This is a genomic window from Streptomyces sp. NPDC060205 (assembly GCF_042728395.1).
Lineage (GTDB): Bacteria > Actinomycetota > Actinomycetes > Streptomycetales > Streptomycetaceae > Streptomyces.
In genome coordinates this window covers 1-17,524 of record NZ_JBHWZP010000089.1, presented here as the reverse complement: position 1 = coordinate 17,524, position 17,524 = coordinate 1, and the positions used below count along the sequence as shown (strand labels likewise).

15 protein-coding genes and 1 tRNA gene are annotated in these 17,524 nt (G+C 68.3%); 2 read left to right on the top strand and 14 right to left on the bottom strand.

What is annotated here, in order from left to right; genetic code table 11:
• Positions 1 to 59: 59 nt before the first annotated feature.
• The 10 genes from rpoB to ACFWGJ_RS17880 form a co-directional block, all read right to left on the bottom strand.
• Positions 60 to 3,545: a DNA-directed RNA polymerase subunit beta gene (gene rpoB, locus ACFWGJ_RS17925; protein ID WP_210882026.1), complete on the bottom strand. Its 3,486-nt coding sequence runs from the start codon at positions 3,543 to 3,545 to the stop codon at positions 60 to 62.
• Positions 3,546 to 4,169: 624 nt separating this feature from the next.
• The gene (gene rplL / locus ACFWGJ_RS17920; protein ID WP_107020986.1) at positions 4,170 to 4,550 is read right to left on the bottom strand and encodes a 50S ribosomal protein L7/L12; all 381 of its coding nucleotides are present in this window, start codon (positions 4,548 to 4,550) and stop codon (positions 4,170 to 4,172) included.
• A 110-nt stretch (positions 4,551 to 4,660) separates the two neighbouring features.
• Positions 4,661 to 5,191 carry a 50S ribosomal protein L10 gene (gene rplJ / locus ACFWGJ_RS17915; protein WP_210882025.1) on the bottom strand — a complete coding sequence of 177 codons (531 nt, stop codon included), beginning with the start codon at positions 5,189 to 5,191 and terminating at the stop codon, positions 4,661 to 4,663.
• Positions 5,192 to 5,478: 287 nt separating this feature from the next.
• Positions 5,479 to 6,336 (bottom strand): DUF1396 domain-containing protein, encoded by an 858-nt coding sequence (locus tag ACFWGJ_RS17910; protein WP_387325260.1) that lies wholly within the window; start codon positions 6,334 to 6,336, stop codon positions 5,479 to 5,481.
• 168 nt (positions 6,337 to 6,504) lie between these two features.
• Entirely contained in the window at positions 6,505 to 7,425 is a 921-nt protein-coding gene (locus ACFWGJ_RS17905) for a hypothetical protein (protein ID WP_387325258.1), read from the bottom strand.
• Positions 7,426 to 7,669: 244 nt separating this feature from the next.
• Entirely contained in the window at positions 7,670 to 8,395 is a 726-nt protein-coding gene (rplA, locus tag ACFWGJ_RS17900; RefSeq protein ID WP_189776110.1) for a 50S ribosomal protein L1, read from the bottom strand.
• Positions 8,396 to 8,471: 76 nt separating this feature from the next.
• Positions 8,472 to 8,906, bottom strand: coding sequence for a 50S ribosomal protein L11 (rplK, locus tag ACFWGJ_RS17895; RefSeq protein WP_107020981.1), 435 nt, complete (start codon positions 8,904 to 8,906; stop codon positions 8,472 to 8,474).
• 170 nt (positions 8,907 to 9,076) lie between these two features.
• On the bottom strand, positions 9,077 to 9,925 hold the full coding sequence (gene nusG, locus ACFWGJ_RS17890) for a transcription termination/antitermination protein NusG (protein WP_387325255.1): 849 nt from the start codon (positions 9,923 to 9,925) through the stop codon (positions 9,077 to 9,079).
• 77 nt (positions 9,926 to 10,002) lie between these two features.
• Positions 10,003 to 10,290: a preprotein translocase subunit SecE gene (gene secE / locus ACFWGJ_RS17885; protein WP_055610500.1), complete on the bottom strand. Its 288-nt coding sequence runs from the start codon at positions 10,288 to 10,290 to the stop codon at positions 10,003 to 10,005.
• A 109-nt stretch (positions 10,291 to 10,399) separates the two neighbouring features.
• A tRNA-Trp gene (locus tag ACFWGJ_RS17880) sits at positions 10,400 to 10,472 on the bottom strand.
• A gap of 226 nt (positions 10,473 to 10,698) precedes the next feature.
• On the opposite strand from ACFWGJ_RS17880, the gene ACFWGJ_RS17875 reads away from it, so the two are divergent.
• Both ACFWGJ_RS17875 and ACFWGJ_RS17870 read left to right on the top strand, forming a co-directional pair.
• Complete coding sequence (locus ACFWGJ_RS17875; RefSeq protein WP_387325253.1) at positions 10,699 to 11,925, top strand: pyridoxal phosphate-dependent aminotransferase; 1,227 nt, start codon at positions 10,699 to 10,701, stop codon at positions 11,923 to 11,925.
• Between the two features lie 178 nt (positions 11,926 to 12,103).
• On the top strand, positions 12,104 to 13,132 hold the full coding sequence (locus ACFWGJ_RS17870) for an adenosine deaminase (RefSeq protein WP_387325251.1): 1,029 nt from the start codon (positions 12,104 to 12,106) through the stop codon (positions 13,130 to 13,132).
• On the opposite strand, the gene ACFWGJ_RS17865 is transcribed toward ACFWGJ_RS17870, so the two are convergent.
• From ACFWGJ_RS17865 to ACFWGJ_RS17850, 4 genes are all read right to left on the bottom strand, one after another.
• Positions 13,077 to 13,796, bottom strand: a complete 720-nt coding sequence (locus tag ACFWGJ_RS17865) for a hypothetical protein (protein WP_387325250.1) — start codon at positions 13,794 to 13,796, stop codon at positions 13,077 to 13,079. The two genes, ACFWGJ_RS17870 and ACFWGJ_RS17865, sit on opposite strands and share 56 nt — an antisense overlap.
• A 63-nt stretch (positions 13,797 to 13,859) precedes the next feature.
• Complete coding sequence (locus ACFWGJ_RS17860) at positions 13,860 to 14,915, bottom strand: UDP-N-acetylmuramate dehydrogenase (RefSeq protein WP_387325248.1); 1,056 nt, start codon at positions 14,913 to 14,915, stop codon at positions 13,860 to 13,862.
• A 335-nt stretch (positions 14,916 to 15,250) separates the two neighbouring features.
• Positions 15,251 to 16,732, bottom strand: a complete 1,482-nt coding sequence (locus ACFWGJ_RS17855) for an MFS transporter (protein WP_387325246.1) — start codon at positions 16,730 to 16,732, stop codon at positions 15,251 to 15,253.
• Between the two features lie 131 nt (positions 16,733 to 16,863).
• Positions 16,864 to 17,433, bottom strand: coding sequence for a TetR/AcrR family transcriptional regulator (locus ACFWGJ_RS17850; RefSeq protein ID WP_387325245.1), 570 nt, complete (start codon positions 17,431 to 17,433; stop codon positions 16,864 to 16,866).
• Positions 17,434 to 17,524: the final 91 nt, after the last annotated feature.

Genomic DNA, 17,524 nt, shown 5'->3' with positions numbered 1-17,524 from the left:
GACTGGGGTCCGGGGTTGGTTAGCCGGGGCTCGTGTTCAGCGAGCCCCGGCCAGACCCGTCAGACCTCTTCGACGCTGCTCGGCTCGCGCCGGGACAGGTCGATACCGAGCTCCTCCGCGGCGCGGAAGACGTCCTCGTCCGTGTCGCGCATCTCGATGGACATGCCGTCCGAGGACAGCACCTCCACGTTGAGGCAGAGCGACTGCATTTCCTTGATGAGCACCTTGAAGGACTCGGGAATGCCGGGCTCAGGAATGTTCTCGCCCTTGACGATGGCCTCGTAGACCTTCACGCGGCCGGTCACGTCGTCGGACTTGATGGTCAGCAGCTCCTGGAGGGCGTAAGCGGCGCCATAAGCCTCAAGCGCCCACACCTCCATCTCACCGAATCGCTGGCCACCGAACTGGGCCTTACCACCCAGCGGCTGCTGGGTGATCATCGAGTACGGACCGGTCGAGCGGGCGTGCAGCTTGTCGTCGACCAGGTGGTGGAGCTTGAGGATGTACATGTAGCCGACCGAGACCGGCTCCGGGAACGGCTCGCCGGAGCGGCCGTCGAACAGCGGCGCCTTACCGGTCGGGAGCACCATGCGTGAGCCGTCGCGGTTCGGGATCGTGTGCTGCAGCAGACCGGCCAGCTCGTCCTCACGCGCACCGTCGAAGACGGGGGTGGCGACGTTCGTGCCGGGCTCCACCTTGTCGGCCTCGATGGCCTGGAGGCGCTGCGCCCACTCCTCGCCGAGCCCGGAGACGTCCCAGCCGCGGCTGGCGAGCCAGCCGAGGTGGATCTCCAGGACCTGTCCCGGGTTCATTCGGGACGGGACACCCAGCGGGTTGAGGATGATGTCGACCGGCGTGCCGTCCTCAAGGAAGGGCATGTCCTCGATCGGAAGGATCTTGGAGATGACACCCTTGTTGCCGTGCCGGCCGGCGAGCTTGTCGCCGTCCGTGATCTTGCGCTTCTGCGCCACGTAGACACGAACCAGCTGGTTCACGCCCGGCGGCAGCTCGTCGCCCTCTTCACGGTCGAAGACGCGGACGCCGATGACCTTGCCGATCTCGCCGTGCGGCACCTTCAGCGAGGTGTCGCGCACCTCGCGCGCCTTCTCACCGAAGATCGCGCGGAGCAGGCGCTCCTCCGGGGTCAGCTCGGTCTCACCCTTGGGCGTGACCTTGCCGACCAGGATGTCACCGGCGACGACCTCGGCACCGATGCGGATGATGCCGCGCTCGTCGAGGTCGGCGAGGACCTCCTCGGAGACGTTCGGGATGTCCCGGGTGATCTCCTCGGGGCCGAGCTTGGTGTCACGGGCGTCGACCTCGTGCTCCTCGATGTGGATCGAGGAGAGGACGTCGTCCTGCACGAGGCGCTGCGACAGGATGATCGCGTCCTCGTAGTTGTGACCCTCCCAGGGCATGAAGGCGACGAGCAGGTTCTTGCCCAGCGCCATCTCGCCTTCCTGGGTGGCCGGGCCGTCGGCGAGCACCTGGTGCTCGATGACCCGGTCGCCCTCGTTGACGACGACCTTCTGGTTGACCGAGGTCCCCTGGTTGGAGCGGGAGAACTTGGCCACCCGGTAGGTGGTGTAGGTGCCGTCGTCGTTGGCCACCGTGACGTAGTCCGCGGAGACCTCCTGGACCACACCCGACTTCTCGGCCTTGATGACGTCACCGGCGTCGACGGCGCAGCGGTACTCCATGCCCGTACCGACGAGGGGGGCCTCGGCGGTGATGAGCGGCACGGCCTGGCGCATCATGTTCGCGCCCATGAGGGCACGGTTGGCGTCGTCGTGCTCCAGGAACGGGATCATCGCGGTCGCGACGGACACCATCTGGCGCGGCGAGACGTCCATGTAGTCGACGTCGTCACCGGGGACGTAGTCGACCTCTCCGCCACGGCGGCGGACCAGGACACGGGCCTCGTTGAACCGCATGTCGTCGTTGAGCACGGCGTTGGCCTGCGCGATGACGAAGCGGTCCTCCTCGTCGGCGGTCAGGTAGTCGACCTCGTCGGTGACGACACCGTCGGTGACCCGGCGGTACGGCGTCTCGACGAAGCCGAACGCGTTGACCCGGCCGTAGGAGGCGAGCGAGCCGATCAGGCCGATGTTCGGGCCTTCGGGGGTCTCGATCGGACACATGCGGCCGTAGTGCGAGGGGTGCACGTCACGGACCTCGAAGCCGGCCCGCTCACGGGAGAGACCACCCGGGCCAAGAGCCGACAGACGGCGCTTGTGGGTGAGACCCGACAGCGGGTTGTTCTGGTCCATGAACTGCGACAGCTGGCTGGTGCCGAAGAACTCCTTGATGGAGGCGACGACCGGCCGGATGTTGATCAGGGTCTGCGGCGTGATCGCCTCGACGTCCTGGGTCGTCATGCGCTCGCGGACGACTCGCTCCATACGCGCCAGACCCGTACGGACCTGGTTCTGGATGAGCTCGCCCACGTTGCGCAGACGGCGGTTGCCGAAGTGGTCGATGTCGTCGGTCTCGACGACGATCGAGGTGCCGTTGTTCCCGACGGTCTCGGTCTCACCGGCGTGCAGCTTCACCAGGTACTTGATCGACGAGATGATGTCCTCGACGGTCAGGATCCCGGCGTCGAGCGGGGCTTCGCCGCCCAGCTTCTTGTTGACCTTGTAGCGGCCGACCTTCGCGAGGTCGTAGCGCTTGGGGTTGAAGTAGAGGTTCTCAAGCAGCGTCTGAGCGGCCTCACGGGTCGGCGGCTCGCCCGGGCGCAGCTTGCGGTAGATGTCGAGCAGCGCGTCGTCCTGGCCCTGGGTGTGGTCCTTCTCCAGGGTGGCTCGCATGGATTCGTACTCGCCGAACTCCTCAAGGATCTGCTCGGTCGTCCAACCGAGAGCCTTGAGCAGGACGGTGACGGACTGCTTGCGCTTGCGGTCGATGCGGACACCGACCATGTCGCGCTTGTCGATCTCCATCTCCAGCCAGGCACCCCGGGACGGGATGACCTTCGCGGAGAAGATGTCCTTGTCGGACGTCTTGTCGATGGAGGAGTCGAAGTAGACACCCGGCGAACGGACCAGCTGCGACACCACGACACGCTCGGTGCCGTTGATGACGAAGGTGCCCTTGTTCGTCATGAGCGGGAAATCACCCATGAAGACGGTCTGGGACTTGATCTCGCCGGTCTCGTTGTTGGTGAACTCGGCGGTGACGAAGAGCGGCGCGGCGAACGTGAAGTCGCGCTCCTTGCACTCGTCGATCGAGTTCTTGGGAGGCTCGAAGCGGTGGTCGCGGAACGTCAGGGACATCGACCCTGAGAAGTCCTCGATCGGGGAGATCTCCTCGAAGATCTCCTCCAGACCGGACTTCGTGGGGACGTCCTGTCCACTGTCCAGAGCCGCCTCGACACGAGCCTTCCACGCGTCGTTGCCGAGCAGCCAGTCAAAACTTTCGGTCTGCAGCGCAAGAAGGTTCGGAACCTCAAGGGGCTCCTTGATCTTTGCAAAGGAGATGCGCAGCGGGGCGGTGCTGGCGCCGTTGTTCGTATTCGCGGTCGAGGCAGTGCGCGAGGCGGCCAAGAGGGGGTCCTTCCGAGGGCTCGGACTCACTACGCGCGTACCGGTCCCAAGCGGGGCACCGGGAGAGACGTCTCCCGATCCGGTCGAATACGACCAGGTCAGAGTCGGTTCCATCCACGATGCTCAAGCGAGGGTATGCCCCTGGTGACGGGCAGGAGGCAGCTAACAGGCAGCGCAAAGGGTCAGTGTAGCCACTAGGCCCACTGATGTCCAGTGCGGGTTTTTGAAGACCCTCGTTGTTCTCAACCCCTGCTGCAAGCCACGCCCTCGATGCACATCGATACTGCCCTCTTCGCCGCCGATCCATGCCTCGGATCCGGATCGTTGTGACGACGCGTCCTGAGAATTGCGCGCTGCGTGCGGTTCGTCAAGGCCCCCCAAGCCCGAACCGGGTGCTGCCACCGTCACTTGCAACCTGCCGTGCAGCCCGTCACGGGCGGCTGGAGGCACGAACGAAGATCACCATACTCGTCGCGACCTACAGCGCAAGGCAGTCGCCGCACGGCCCCCTCGAACGCCGAAGAGCGACCACCCAGTTGGGTGATCGCTCTTCGGTGCGTCAGCGTTACACCGCTACGAAAGCGGCTCTACGCGGCTCGCAGGAGTCCTGGCGGACTCGTCGGGTCACTTGACCTCGACGGAGGCGCCGGCGCCCTTGAGGGACTCGGCGGCCTTCTCGGCGGCAGCCTTGTCGACCTTCTCCAGGACGGGCTTCGGAGCGCCGTCGACGAGGTCCTTGGCCTCCTTCAGACCCAGCGAGGTGAGCTCACGCACGACCTTGATGACCTGGATCTTCTTCTCGCCGGCACCCGTGAGGATGACGTCGAACTCGTCCTGCTCGGCCTCGGCCTCGGCCGGGGCGGCAGCGGCGGCGGGGCCGGCGGCGACCGCGGCGGCGGCGGTGACGTCGAACTTCTCCTCGAAGGCCTTCACGAACTCGGAGAGCTCGATGAGGGTGAGGTTCTCGAACTGCGCGAGCAGCTCTTCCTGGGACAGCTTCGCCATGATGGCGTCCTTCCACTTGTTCGGCAGGTGCCGGGATGTACTGGTGAGGCGGGCGTACGTTCGGCCCGCTGCGACCGTCGCCTCAGGCGGCGGTCATTGCGCGAGCCGAGTTACTCGGCACCGCCCTGCTCTTCGAGCTTGACGCGAAGCGCCTCCGCGGTGCGGACGAACTTCGACGGGAGCGCCTGGAAGAGGGTCGCAGCCTGGGACTGCTTGCCCTTCATGGCACCCGCCAGCTTGGCGAGCAGAACCTCGCGGGACTCAAGGTCCGCGAGCTTCTTGATCTCGTCGGCGGACAGCGCCTTGCCGTCAAGGACACCGCCCTTGATGACGAGGTTCGGGTTGTCCTTGGCGAAGTCACGAAGACCCTTCGCCGACGTCACCGGGTCACCGGAGATGAAGGCAACCGCTGTCGGACCGTTGAACAGGTCGTCGAGCGTGGAGATCCCGGCCTCGTTGGCCGCGATCTTGGTCAGCGTGTTCTTCACCACGGCGTACTGGGCGTCTTCACCGAGCGAACGACGCAGCGTCTTGAGCTGCGCCACGGTGAGACCCCGGTACTCGGTCAGCACAGCGGCGTTCGAGCTGCGGAACTGGTCCGCGAGCTCGGCTACCGCGGCAGCCTTGTCGGGCCTTGCCATAAGCGTGGCCTCCTTCCGGGTGATGAGGACCGCTCAGAAGGAGACTGGGAAAACGAAACGCCCCGGCGCAGGCGCACGGGGCGTGGCTCTACCAGACGGGATCCGTACGAAGTACGGGACTGTCCGGGAGCTCATCCACAGTCACCTGCGCGGGTCGTCCGCAATTCAGCGGATCCTTCGGTCACCGCGTCCTCTGACGAGAGCACGGCAACGACCAGCGGTCTTTGGCTTCTGTGGAAGATTACGTGAACGGGGCACTGTCAAGCAAATCGTGCCCCCGGGGCCGGTCAGCCCTCCAGGTCACCCATCATCTCGGCCAGGTCCATGACGTCCTTGGCCGGCGGGGCCTCGACGGTCACGGGCTTGTTGTAGTCGAGGAAGGTGATGGTCATGTCGAGCTTGCCCTTGTCGGCGTCGCCCTGCATGCGGAACTGCTTGGTGTGGTCCTCGCCGTCGACCCACATGTCCATCGTGAGCGCGTCCACACCCAGCTTCTCGTACTGCTCAAGGCTCTTCTCCCGCTTCTCGCGGGTGGCCTTGCTCTCGCCCTTGAGGGACTTGCGGAACTCGTCGAGGGTGACCGTGCCCTTGTAGTGGGTGGTCTCGACGCCCTCGACCTTCTCGGCGCCGACCTTCTTCACGTCCTTGGAGCCCGTGAGGAAGGTGGACTCCTGCGCCGGGTTCTTGTCGGCCGTCCCCGCGCCCGGGGCCCCGCCGCCGCCCAGCGCGTCGTCACCCAGCGTGGACATGTCGAACTTGATCCAGCTCTTGCCGTCCATCTCCTTGGCCGCCGCGGCGCCCCCGCCGATGTACATCGCCTTGTCGACCAGGCGTATCTCGGCGTTGCCGTCCTTGCCCTGGTCGAGAGCGGTCATCTTCATGCTCATGGCGAGGTCGGGCTCCATGCGCATCTGGGCCTCGGCCTTGATGCGCCCCTCCTCCGGGGTCCTGCCCGTCATGCGGTAGCTGAGGGAGGTGATGTCCTCCGTCTTCTTCGCCGCCTTGGCGACGGCCGCGGCGGGCGTCATCTCGGGGGACTCCTCGTCCCCCTTGGAACAGCCGACGGCACCCCCGCCGAGGACGAGCGCGGCGACGACCGCGCCCGTCGCCCCACGACGTACAGGCGTGCGCACAGAAAGCTTCATGGTTCCCCCCAAGGAACAGATGAGCGACTCACAGACAAGCCGCGAGCGTATCCCAGCGGGGTTCAGGCAGTCCTGCGAGTTGTGGCGTGACCTGTGTGACGCCTGTGACGCGTGTGACCACCGGCAAGGGGCGGAACCGGAGGGAGGGGACAAGGGGACCGGGCGGGTTCAGCCCGTCGGCCGACTCCGCATGAGGTCCGCGAAGTCCGCGGTGTCGCCCGCCGCGGGCTCCTCGGCGGCCACCTCGACGCCGTAGTCGCTGTAGTACGCCGTCGAGGACATCGAGCCGGTCGCCAGCTCGCCCTTCTCGGCCTTCTTGACCAGCAGGTCCTGGTCGTTCACCCAGATGTCGATGGTCTCGGTGGTGACGCCGGCCTGCTCCAACTGGCTCTTGAGATCGGCCAGTTGGCTCGCAGACAGGGAGGAGTTCCGGCCGGCGAGATCCGCGACGTCGACCGTGCCCGAGTAGTGCGTGGTGTCCTCGCCGCGCACTTTCTCCTCGCCGACCTTCTCGACGTCCCCGGAGGCCAGCAGCAGCTTCACCGACTGGTTCGGCGTGGTGTTCTGCATCTGGTCCTTCATGTACGCGCCCGATCCGCCGGCCAGCTTCGCCAGGTCGTCGTAGTCGTACTTGATCCAGTGCTTGCCGCCGGACTGCTCGGCGAACTTGTCGCCCATCTTCGCGTAGTAGGCGTCCGGCAGATACCGGGCCTCCATGGAGGTGGTGCCCAGCTGGCGCATCTGGTCGGCCATCGTGCCGCCGGTGTACGTGATCGTCAGCTTGCCGGTGAGTCCGTCGGCCCAGCCGAGGGCGCCGTCCGCCTTCATCGACATCATCGTGCCCATGGTCGTGGTGGACTCGACCTTGGCGGAGTCCGCTCCGTCGGTGCTCTTCTCCACGGAGCGAAGGGCCACGATCGCGTCCGCAAGGGTGCCGGCCCCGCCGGTGCCCTTGGCGTCCCCCGCCGAACCCTCCCCTTCCCCTCTGGAACCCCCGTCGGAGTCCGAGCCGCTACAGGCCGCGGCTCCGGTCAGGGCGGCGACCACCGCCATCGAGACGGTCACCCGGCGCACGATCGAGCTCATCATTCGTCCCCCTATGCGATTCCTGTGCCTCGCACGCTAGCGCAGGCCACCGACATCCGACCGGGAAACGGGCACCGGACTCCGGGCACCGGACGGCCGGCACCAAGTGGCGGGCAGCAGGCACCAGGTGGCAGGCGTCAGGCCCCGCGAACCGGCGCCGGACACAAAGACGGGCCCCGCACCTCGAAAGGTTGCGGGGCCCGTCCTGAGATCGCGTCTGCGACGCGGCTACCGGTGAGCGTCAGGCTCAGACGGCGGCCGGGTCCTCCTCGACGAGGAGGTTGCGGGTGCGGTTCGAGTCGACAGCGATGCCGGGGCCGATCGTGGTGCTGATCGTGGCCTTCTTGATGTAGCGACCCTTGGCGGCCGACGGCTTCAGACGAAGGATCTCGTCGAGCGCGGCGCCGTAGTTCTCCACCAGCTGCGTGTCGTCGAAGGACGCCTTGCCGATGATGAAGTGCAGGTTCGAGTGCTTGTCGACGCGGAACTCGATCTTGCCGCCCTTGATCTCGGTCACGGCCTTGGCCACGTCCGGGGTCACGGTGCCCGTCTTCGGGTTCGGCATCAGACCACGCGGGCCGAGGACACGGCCCAGGCGGCCGACCTTGCCCATGAGGTCGGGGGTGGCGACGACGGCGTCGAAGTCCAGACGCCCCTTCGCCACCTCGTCGATGAGTTCGTCGGAACCGACGATGTCGGCGCCGGCGGCAGTCGCGGCCTCGGCACGGTCACCGGTCGCGAAGACCAGGACCCGGGCGGTCTTGCCGGTGCCGTGCGGGAGGTTCACGGTGCCGCGGACCATCTGGTCGGCCTTGCGCGGGTCGACACCCAGGCGGAAGGCGACCTCGACGGTGCCGTCGAACTTCGAGGTGGAGGTCTCCTTGGCGAGACGGACGGCTTCGAGCGGGGCGTACTGCTTCTCCCGGTCGATCTTGGCGTCCGCAGCGCGGAGAGACTTGCTGCGCTTGCTCACTACTGCTCCTGTGTGCTCTGAGGAGTCGTGGTAGGGGCCGAGCAGGCCCTGCCACGGTGTTCTGCGGTGGTGGGGATCAGCCCTCGACCGTGATGCCCATGGAACGGGCGGTGCCGGCGATGATCTTCGACGCGGCGTCCAGGTCGTTGGCGTTCAGGTCGGCCAGCTTGGTCGTGGCGATCTCGCGGACCTGGGCCTGCGTGATCTTGGCGACCTTGGTCTTGTGCGGCTCGCCCGAGCCCTTCTCGACACCGGCGGCCTTGAGGATCATCTTCGCGGCCGGCGGGGTCTTGGTGATGAAGGTGAAGGAGCGGTCCTCGTAGACCGTGATCTCCACCGGGATGACCCAGCCGCGCTGCGACTCGGTCGCGGCGTTGTAGGCCTTGCAGAACTCCATGATGTTGACGCCGTGCTGGCCCAGTGCGGGGCCGACCGGCGGCGCCGGGTTGGCCGCACCGGCCTGGATCTGGAGCTTGATAAGCCCCGTGACCTTCTTCTTCTTGGGAGGCATTGCTCTCTCCGGGTCCTAGTGAGAGTTTCCGGCCATCCATTCCGGATCATCCGGATGGAGGCATACCGCACAACGATAACGGGTATCGGTGCGCAGCCTGAAACCGAGCAGGTCAGACAGGCTGCGAGAGCCGGTCTGACCTGGTCGGAAGTGTACGGTCCGAAAGAACGTCAATTCTTCTGGATCTGGTCGAAGCTGAGCTCCACCGGGGTCTCGCGGCCGAAGATCTCGACGAGGCCCTTGACCTTCTTCGAGTCGGCGTTGATCTCGTTGATGGTCGCCTGCAGCGTCGCGAACGGGCCGTCGGTGACGGTGACCGAGTCGCCCACCTCGAAGTCCAGCACCTGGACCTCAAGCTTGCGGGACGGCGCCGGCTTGCCCTCGGCCTCGGCGGCCTCGCGGGCGGCCTTCTCCTCGGCCTCGGGGGCGAGCATCTTGACGATCTCGTCCAGCGTCAGCGGGTACGGGTCGTAGGCGTTGCCCACGAAGCCGGTGACGCCGGGGGTGTTGCGGACGACACCCCAGGACTCGTTCGTCAGATCCATGCGCACCAGCACGTAGCCGGGGAGCTTGTTCTGCTTGATGGTCTTGCGCTCGCCGTTCTTGATCTGCGCGACCTCTTCTTGCGGCACCTCGGCCGCGAAGATGAAGTCCTCGACGTTCAGCGAGACGGCACGCTGTTCGAGGTTGGTCTTCACGCGGTTCTCGTACCCGGCGTACGTGTGGATGACGTACCACTCGCCGGGCAGCGAACGGAGTTCCTCACGCAGGGCGGTGACGGGGTCGACCGGCTCGGCCTCCTCCGCCTCCTCCTCGTCGGCCGCGGCGTCGGCGGACTCGCCCTCGGCGTCCTCGCCGGACTCGTCCTCGACGTGCAGTGCGGCCTCTTCGGCGGGCTCGCCCGCCGCGGCGTCGGCAGCCTCGACCTCGTCCTCGACGTCCGCGCCCTCGACGATGTCGAGTTCGTCGTCACGGGACTCGACCGACTCGACGGCATCGTTCAGGTTCGGGTCAGACACGGTGGCTGCTTCTTCCTGGATCATGGGGGTGGAACACGCGAAAGCGGGCGCCGGGTACGGCGCCCTTCGCGCTTGGCCTAGCCGAAGACGTACTTGGCGGCCTTGTCGAGTCCGAAGTCAATCACAGTCACCAGACCGATCATGATGACAACGAACACAATCACCACTGTGGTGTACGTCGTCAGCTGATTGCGGGTCGGCCAGACAACCTTGCGGAGCTCCGCGACGATCTGGCGGTAGAAGAGGGCGAGGCGCTTCAGCGGGCCCTTCTTGGCACGCTTGCCACCCTTACGGCCCTTCTTCTGGGACTCCGGCGCCTCATCCTGGGCATCAGGCATGTCGATGGAGCCCACGGCGTCCGTCACTCGTCCTCACCTGATTCCGGGTCGTGGCCGTGCCGCGCCCAGTGTGAGCCGCACGGCGGTGCAATGCAGTACGTACATGCGCACACATCCTGGTGAAAGGAGTGTGTAGCAGGGCCGGAGGGACTTGAACCCCCAACCGCTGGTTTTGGAGACCAGTGCTCTACCAATTGAGCTACGACCCTTTGCTTCCCTCACAACGTACCGCATCCGCCCGGGTGCTCGGAGTGCACCGGAAGAGCGCGGCCGGTGAAGGCCAACGAGGTGAGAGTGTACGTGGTCGGCGGCCGGTCGTCGAACAGAAAGTGTCCGTACGGACTTTGCGCGTACCCGGCCCCGGATCCGTCCGGCGTTGCCCAGTCTGTGAAACCAGTGTGCCGGGGACGTTTCCGGTCTGAAACGATGGGTCCCATGAGCGCTGCAATCCCTCCCACCGAGCGCCGGGTCTCCGCCCGAGTCGGCGCGATCTCCGAGTCCGCCACCCTCGCCGTGGACGCCAAGGCCAAGGCCCTCAAGGCCGCCGGACGTCCGGTGATCGGCTTCGGCGCCGGTGAGCCCGACTTCCCGACCCCGGACTATGTCGTCGAGGCCGCCATCGAGGCATGCAAGAACCCGAAGTACCACCGCTACACGCCGGCCGGCGGCCTCCCCGAGCTGAAGGCGGCGATCGTCGCCAAGACGCTGCGTGACTCCCACTACGAGGTGGACGCCTCGCAGGTCCTGGTGACCAACGGCGGCAAGCAGGCCATCTACGAGGCGTTCGCCGCGATCCTCGACCCGGGCGACGAGGTCATCGTCCCGGCCCCCTACTGGACGACGTACCCCGAGTCGATCCGTCTCGCCGGCGGTGTCCCGGTGGACGTCGTCGCGGACGAGACGACCGGCTACCGCGTCTCGGTCGAGCAGCTGGAGGCGGCCCGTACGGAGAGGACCAAGGTCGTCCTCTTCGTGTCGCCCTCGAACCCGACCGGTGCCGTCTACAGCGCCGAGGACACCGAGGCCATCGGCCGCTGGGCCGTCGAGCACGGCCTGTGGGTGATGACGGACGAGATCTACGAGCACCTGGTCTACGGGGACGCGAAGTTCACCTCGCTGCCGGCAGTACTTCCTGAGCTGCGCGACAAGTGCATCGTGGTCAACGGCGTGGCGAAGACGTACGCGATGACCGGCTGGCGCGTCGGGTGGGTCATCGGCCCCAAGGACGTGGTGAAGGCCGCGACCAACCTGCAGTCCCACGCCACGTCGAACGTGTCGAACGTGGCCCAGGCCGCCGCGCTCGCCGCCGTCTCGGGCGACCTGACGGCCGTCGCGGAGATGCGCGAGGCCTTCGACCGCCGCCGCCGGACGATCGTGCGCATGCTCAACGAGATCGACGGCGTGCTCTGCCCGGAGCCCGAGGGCGCGTTCTACGCGTACCCCTCGGTGAAGGCGCTCCTCGGCAAGGAGATCCGCGGCAAGCGCCCGCAGACCTCCGTCGAGCTGGCCGCGCTGATCCTGGAGGAGGCCGAGGTCGCGGTCGTCCCGGGCGAGGCCTTCGGCACTCCCGGCTATCTGCGGCTGTCGTACGCGCTGGGTGACGAGGACCTCGTCGAGGGCGTCTCGCGGATCCAGAAGCTCCTCGCGGAGGCCAAGGCCTGAACCCGCGCACGACAGTAAGTACTGAGCCCGCTCACGTCGGCGGGTGAGGCGGGCCGCTTCCCTCCGGGGAGGCGGCCCGCCTCTTCGTGTTCCGCGCTTCCTCGTTTCTTCGTGCGAGCAAGACCACGTTCAGGGAAAGCGCTACCGATACGGCGCCGGCGTGCGGCAGGATCCTTGAATGGAGCACGTACGTAAGGTCTCTGAGCTGCCCAAGGCTCATCTGCACCTGCATTTCACCGGTTCGATGCGGCACACCACCCTGCTGGAACTGGCCGACAAGCACGGGATCCACCTCCCCGACGCGCTGACGAGCGGCGAGCCGCCCAAGCTGCGGGCGACGGACGAGCGCGGCTGGTTCCGTTTCCAGCGTCTGTACGACGCGGCGCGCTCGTGCCTGAGAGATCCCGAGGACATCCAGCGGCTCGTGCGCGAGGCCGCCGAGGAGGACCTCAAGGACGGCTCGGGGTGGCTGGAGATCCAGGTCGACCCCACGTCGTACGCGCCGCGCCTGGGCGGTCTGATCCCCGCTCTGGAGATCATCCTGGACGCGGTGGACACGGCCTCGCGCGAAACCGGGCTCGGTATGCGGGTCCTGGTCGCCGCGAACCGGATGAAGCACCCCCTGGACGCCCGCACGCTGGCCCGGCTGGCCGTGCGCTACGCGGACCGGGGCATCGTCGGGTTCGGGCTCTCCAACGACGAGCGGCGGGGCATGGCGCGGGACTTCGACCGAGCCTTCGCGATCGCCCGGGAGGGCGGGCTGCTGGCCGCGCCGCACGGCGGCGAGCTGACGGGCCCCGCGTCCGTCCGTGACTGCCTGGACGACCTGCACGCCTCGCGGATCGGGCACGGCGTGCGGGCCGCCGAGGACCCGCGGCTGCTGAAGCGGCTCGCGGACCGCGGCATCACCTGCGAGGTCTGCCCGGCCTCGAACGTCGCGCTGGGGGTCTACGAGAAGCCGGAGGACGTCCCCCTGCGCACGCTCTTCGAGGCGGGCGTGCCCATGGCGCTCGGCGCGGACGACCCGCTGCTGTTCGGCTCCCGGCTGGCCGCCCAGTACGACATCGCGCGCCGCCACCACGGTTTCACGGACACCGAACTGGCCGAGCTGGCACGGCAGTCGGTACGCGCCTCGGCGGCGCCGCCCGACATCAGGGAGAAGCTGCTGTCCGGGGTCGACGACTGGCTGAGCGCCCCGGCCGCCTGAAGTGGGAGAGGGGCGGGTACGCCTGGAAGCCGATGTCGAGCTCCGGCCCCCGCCCCCGGGTCAGCGGCAGATGCGGGGTGAGCGAGGTGACCAGCACGTCGTGTCCCCTGCCCGCCCTCTTGCCGAGCGGGCCGAACTCGGCCGCCAGTTCCAGGTGGACGGACGCCGAGGCGAAGGTGTCCCGGGCGCCGAAGAGGAACAGCGTCCGGGCGTGCGTCGCGAGACGGATCCTGTCGGCCGGGGCCAGCCGGTCCCAGCGCCGGTCCCAGCGCGCCTGCCAGGCGGCGGCATGGCGCGCGGTCCGCTGTTCGTCGGTGCGGACGGTGCCCGGGGTGCCCCGGGTCAGCCCGCGGCGCAGCGCGGGCCAGACGGACGGCCGCAGGCCCAGGGTCCGGTGGACGAGGACCAGGTCCACCGGCACCCCTGGCGCGTACTGCCGGGGAACGCCCTCGCGCAGCGGGACGTGGACGACCGTGTGCGGGGAGTACGCGGCGAACGAGAACAGCGCGGCGAGGCGGGAGAGCCCGTCGTGGTCCCCCAGCAGGTATCCCCACTCGCGCAGGGGGTCGCTGAGTGTGGTGTGCCGCAGGGCGGGGCTCGGCTGGACGACCCGGAACGCGTACCGGCCGGCACGCGGCACGAACTCGGTGACCCTCAGCCGCACGGGAGTTCTCTCATGGCCCCAGGGTGGCCGCCCCTCCCGGCCGCCCACAAACGGAATACCGTCTCAGAGGCTGACGCCCACCGTCACGGGTTCGTTGACGAGCGTGATCCCGAAGGCGTCGTGAACGCCCGCGACGACCTCGCGGGCGAGCGCGAGGAGGTCCTCCGTGGTGGCCCCGCCCCGGTTGGTGAGGGCCAGGGTGTGCTTGGTGGAGATACGGGCCGGACCGGTGCCGTACCCCTTGGTGAAGCCCGACTTGTCGATCAGCCAGGCCGCGGAGGTCTTGGTGTGGCCGTCGCCCGCGGGGTAGGCGGGCGGGATCACGCCCTCGCCCAGCCGCTCGGCCACGCGCGCGTGGAACACGGCGAACTCCTCGTGGGTGAGGATCGGGTTGGTGAAGAACGAGCCGGCCGACCAGGTGTCGTGGTCCTCGGGGTCGAGGACCATGCCCTTCCCGGAGCGCAGCTTCAGGACGGTCTCGCGGGCCGCGTCCACGGGCACGCGGTCGCCGGGTCCGACACCGAGCATGCGGGCCGTCTCGGCGTACCTCAGCGGCGCGGACAGCCCGGCCGCGTCCTCCAGCTCGAAACGGACCCGCAGCACGACGAACCGCTCGGGATCGCTCTTGAAACGACTGTGCCGGTACGAGAAGGCGCACTCGGCGTTCGACATGGTGACCGTCTCGCGGCTCTCGCGGTCATAGGCGATCACTTCGGTGATCGTCGACGACACTTCCTGGCCGTACGCGCCCACGTTCTGGATCGGTGTCGCACCGGCGGAGCCCGGGATTCCGGCGAGGCACTCGATACCCGCGAGACGGGCCTCGACGGTCCGGGCGACCGCGTCGGTCCACACCTCACCGGCGGCCAGCTCCAGCCGCGTACCGTCCAGCTCGAAGCCGCGCGTGGCGATGCGCAGGGCGGTGCCCGCGAAGCCCTTGTCGCCGATGACCAGGTTGGATCCGCCGCCGATCAGCAGCAGCGGCGTACCGGAGTCGTCGGCCTCGCGGACAGCGGCGATCACCTCGTCGTCGGTGGTCGCGGTGATCAGCCGGTCGGCGGGCCCACCGAGCCGGAAGGTGGTCAGCGGGGCGAGGGCGGTGTCCTGGAGTTCCTGCACGTCCCCAGAGTACGAGAACGACCCCGCCGGTTCCGGCGGGGCCGTTCTCGTGGATGCGGGCACCTGAGGTCGCACGGAGGCTGCGGGCCCATGGGGCCGTGGGGCCGGGAGCCGGGGCGCAGCCCCGCTCCCGTCCAAGGGGCCGGGAGCCGAGGCGCAACCCCGCTCCCGTCCAAGGGGCCGGGAGCCGAGGCGCAACCCCGCTCCCGTCCAAGGGGCCGGGAGCCGAGGCGCAACCCCGCTCCCGTCCGAGGGGCCGGGAGCCGGGGCGCAGCCCCGCTCCCGAGGGGCGCGGGGAACTGCGCGGCCCGCCCCCACCGGCCCGCGGACTCAACTCAACGCGACGCAGTCTCCGGCACAGGCACAGGCACGGCCGCCTCAGTGACCTCCTGAGCCCCGGCCGCAGGCCCGGCCGCAGGCCGCCGGCGCGGGATGTACAGCGCCCCCACCCCCGCCAGGGCCACCGCCCCCGCACCGACCCACAGCGCGGGCCGGATCCCGTCCACGAAGCTCTGCGCACTCCCGTACCCACCCTGCGCGGAGAAGATCGAGGCCATCACCGCGATACCGAGCGCCCCGCCGACCTCGCGCAGCGCGTTGTTGGCGCCGGACGCGATCCCCTGCTCCTGGGCCCGGACGCTGGACATGACCAGGCTGGAGGCGGGAGCGAAGAAGAGGCTCATCCCGATGCCGCTGATGATCAGCGCGGGCAGCTGCGCGGTGTACGACGTGTCCGCCTCGACCACGACGGCGAACCAGCCGAGCCCGACGGCCTGGAGGAACAGGCCCGCCGCGACGACGGGACGGCCGCCGACGCGGTCCGACAGATAGCCGGCGAGCGGCGCGACGAGCATCGGCATACCGGTCCACGGCAGCATGCGCAGCCCCGCCTCGGTGGGCGAGTAGCCGAGCACGCCCTGCATGTACTGGCTGAGCAGGAAGATCGAGCCGAACATGCCGAGGAACATCAGCAGGCTCGCCGCGTTGATCCCGGCGAAGGCGCGACTGCGGAAGAGCCGCATCGGCAGCATCGGGTTCTCGGCCCGCATGCCGTGGAAGACGAAGCCGGTGAGCAGGGCCGTACCCGCGAACAGGGCGAGCAGGACCACGCCGTCGCTCCAGCCGACGACAGGCGCGCGGACCAGTCCGTACACGATGCCGAAGAGGCCGCCGCTGGCGAGGAGGGTGCCGCGGATGTCGAGCGGGGCGCCGGAGCCGAAGGACTCCGTCAGGCGCAGCCGGGCGAGCGGCAGCAGGGCGAGACCCAGCGGGACGTTCAGCCAGAAGATCCACTGCCAGGACAGGTGTTCGGTGAGGCTGCCGCCGATGAGCGGCCCCGAGGCGACCGCGAGTCCGTTGACGGCGCCCCATATCCCGTACGCCATCCCGCGCTTGGCGGCCGGTACGGCGGCCGTCAGCAGGGTCAGGGTCAGCGGCATCATGACGGCCGCGCCGACGCCCTGGACCGCGCGGGCGGCGATCAGGGAGTCGATGCCGGGTGCCATGGCCGCCGCGGCGGACGCGCCGGTGAAAACGGTGATGCCGACGAGGAAGAGCCTGCGGCGGCCGAACCGGTCGCCCAGGGCCGCGCCGAACATCAGCAGCACGGCGAAGGTGAGCGTGTACGCGCTCACGGTCCATTCCAGATCGTCGAGCGCTCCCCCGAAGTCCTTGCGGATCGAGGGCAGGGCGGTGGTGACGACGAGGTTGTCGAGGGCCGCCATGAATCCGGCAACGCTGGTGATGACGAGGGCCCAGACGGCTCCTCCGAGGCGTTCGGTCGGCTGTGGCGTCTGTTCGGGCGTCTGCTGTGACATCGCTCCCCCAGCGGGCTATCGCTGACTCCGGTTAGTTATTACTGACTAACTTTTGCGGTCATGAAAAGGCGCCGGTCTCCGCCGCCTTGCGCTCCGGTGTTCCGTCGCGCGTACCGCTCCGTCGTTCCGTTTCAGTGTGCGAGCCGGCCCTTGGCCCGGGCCGACGGGTAGAGCCCTTCCCACACCCGGTGCTGGGGCGGGAACCCCATGGCCACCAGGCAGTTGATGAGCATGCCGTAGGCCAGGAAGTCGGTGGTCTCGTCGATGTCGGCGCCGAGCGGCAGGTGGACGGTCTCCCACAGCCGCATCCAGCCGGCCCGCACCGCCTCGCCGAGCTCGTGGTCACCGGCCTGTTCGGCCGCCGCCACCGCGACATACATCTGCATCTGCATGAGCAGCCGCTCCGGCTCCTCGGCGATGACCCTCGTGTACGCGTCCGCCATGGAGTGCAGGGCCTCTTCGCCGTGCAGTCCCTCGGAGGCCGCCTCGAACGCGCGAACGGTGTCCTCCAGGCAGCGTTCGGCGGCCGCGAGGAAGATCGCCTTCTTGCCGGGGAAGAGCCGGAAGAGGTACGGCTGCGAGACCCCCACACGCTTGGCGATCGCCTCGGTGGACGTGCCGTAGTAGCCGCCCCGGGCGAACTCGCTCATCGCCGCGCGAATGACGCTCTCACGCCGTTCCTCTGCGCTCATCCTGACCATGCGACGAAGTTAGTACTCAATCACTAACTAAGTCAAGAGAGTGCTCCGGAGAGACCGGGGAGGGGTACGAGTAAGGGGCGCCCGCGATGGC

What these genes read in the sequence shown, in the direction of transcription:
- rplL (WP_107020986.1), bottom strand. Translation starts at nt 4,550, where the DNA reads ATGGCGAAGCTGTCCCAGGAAGAGCTGCTCGCGCAGTTCGAGAACCTC.
- ACFWGJ_RS17875 (WP_387325253.1), top strand. Translation starts at nt 10,699, where the DNA reads ATGAGCGCTGCAATCCCTCCCACCGAGCGCCGGGTCTCCGCCCGAGTC.
- ACFWGJ_RS17855 (WP_387325246.1), bottom strand. Translation starts at nt 16,732, where the DNA reads ATGTCACAGCAGACGCCCGAACAGACGCCACAGCCGACCGAACGCCTC.
- ACFWGJ_RS17870 (WP_387325251.1), top strand. Translation starts at nt 12,104, where the DNA reads ATGGAGCACGTACGTAAGGTCTCTGAGCTGCCCAAGGCTCATCTGCAC.
- rplJ (WP_210882025.1), bottom strand. Translation starts at nt 5,191, where the DNA reads ATGGCAAGGCCCGACAAGGCTGCCGCGGTAGCCGAGCTCGCGGACCAG.
- ACFWGJ_RS17850 (WP_387325245.1), bottom strand. Translation starts at nt 17,433, where the DNA reads ATGGTCAGGATGAGCGCAGAGGAACGGCGTGAGAGCGTCATTCGCGCG.
- ACFWGJ_RS17910 (WP_387325260.1), bottom strand. Translation starts at nt 6,336, where the DNA reads ATGAAGCTTTCTGTGCGCACGCCTGTACGTCGTGGGGCGACGGGCGCG.
- ACFWGJ_RS17905 (WP_387325258.1), bottom strand. Translation starts at nt 7,425, where the DNA reads ATGATGAGCTCGATCGTGCGCCGGGTGACCGTCTCGATGGCGGTGGTC.
- rplK (WP_107020981.1), bottom strand. Translation starts at nt 8,906, where the DNA reads ATGCCTCCCAAGAAGAAGAAGGTCACGGGGCTTATCAAGCTCCAGATC.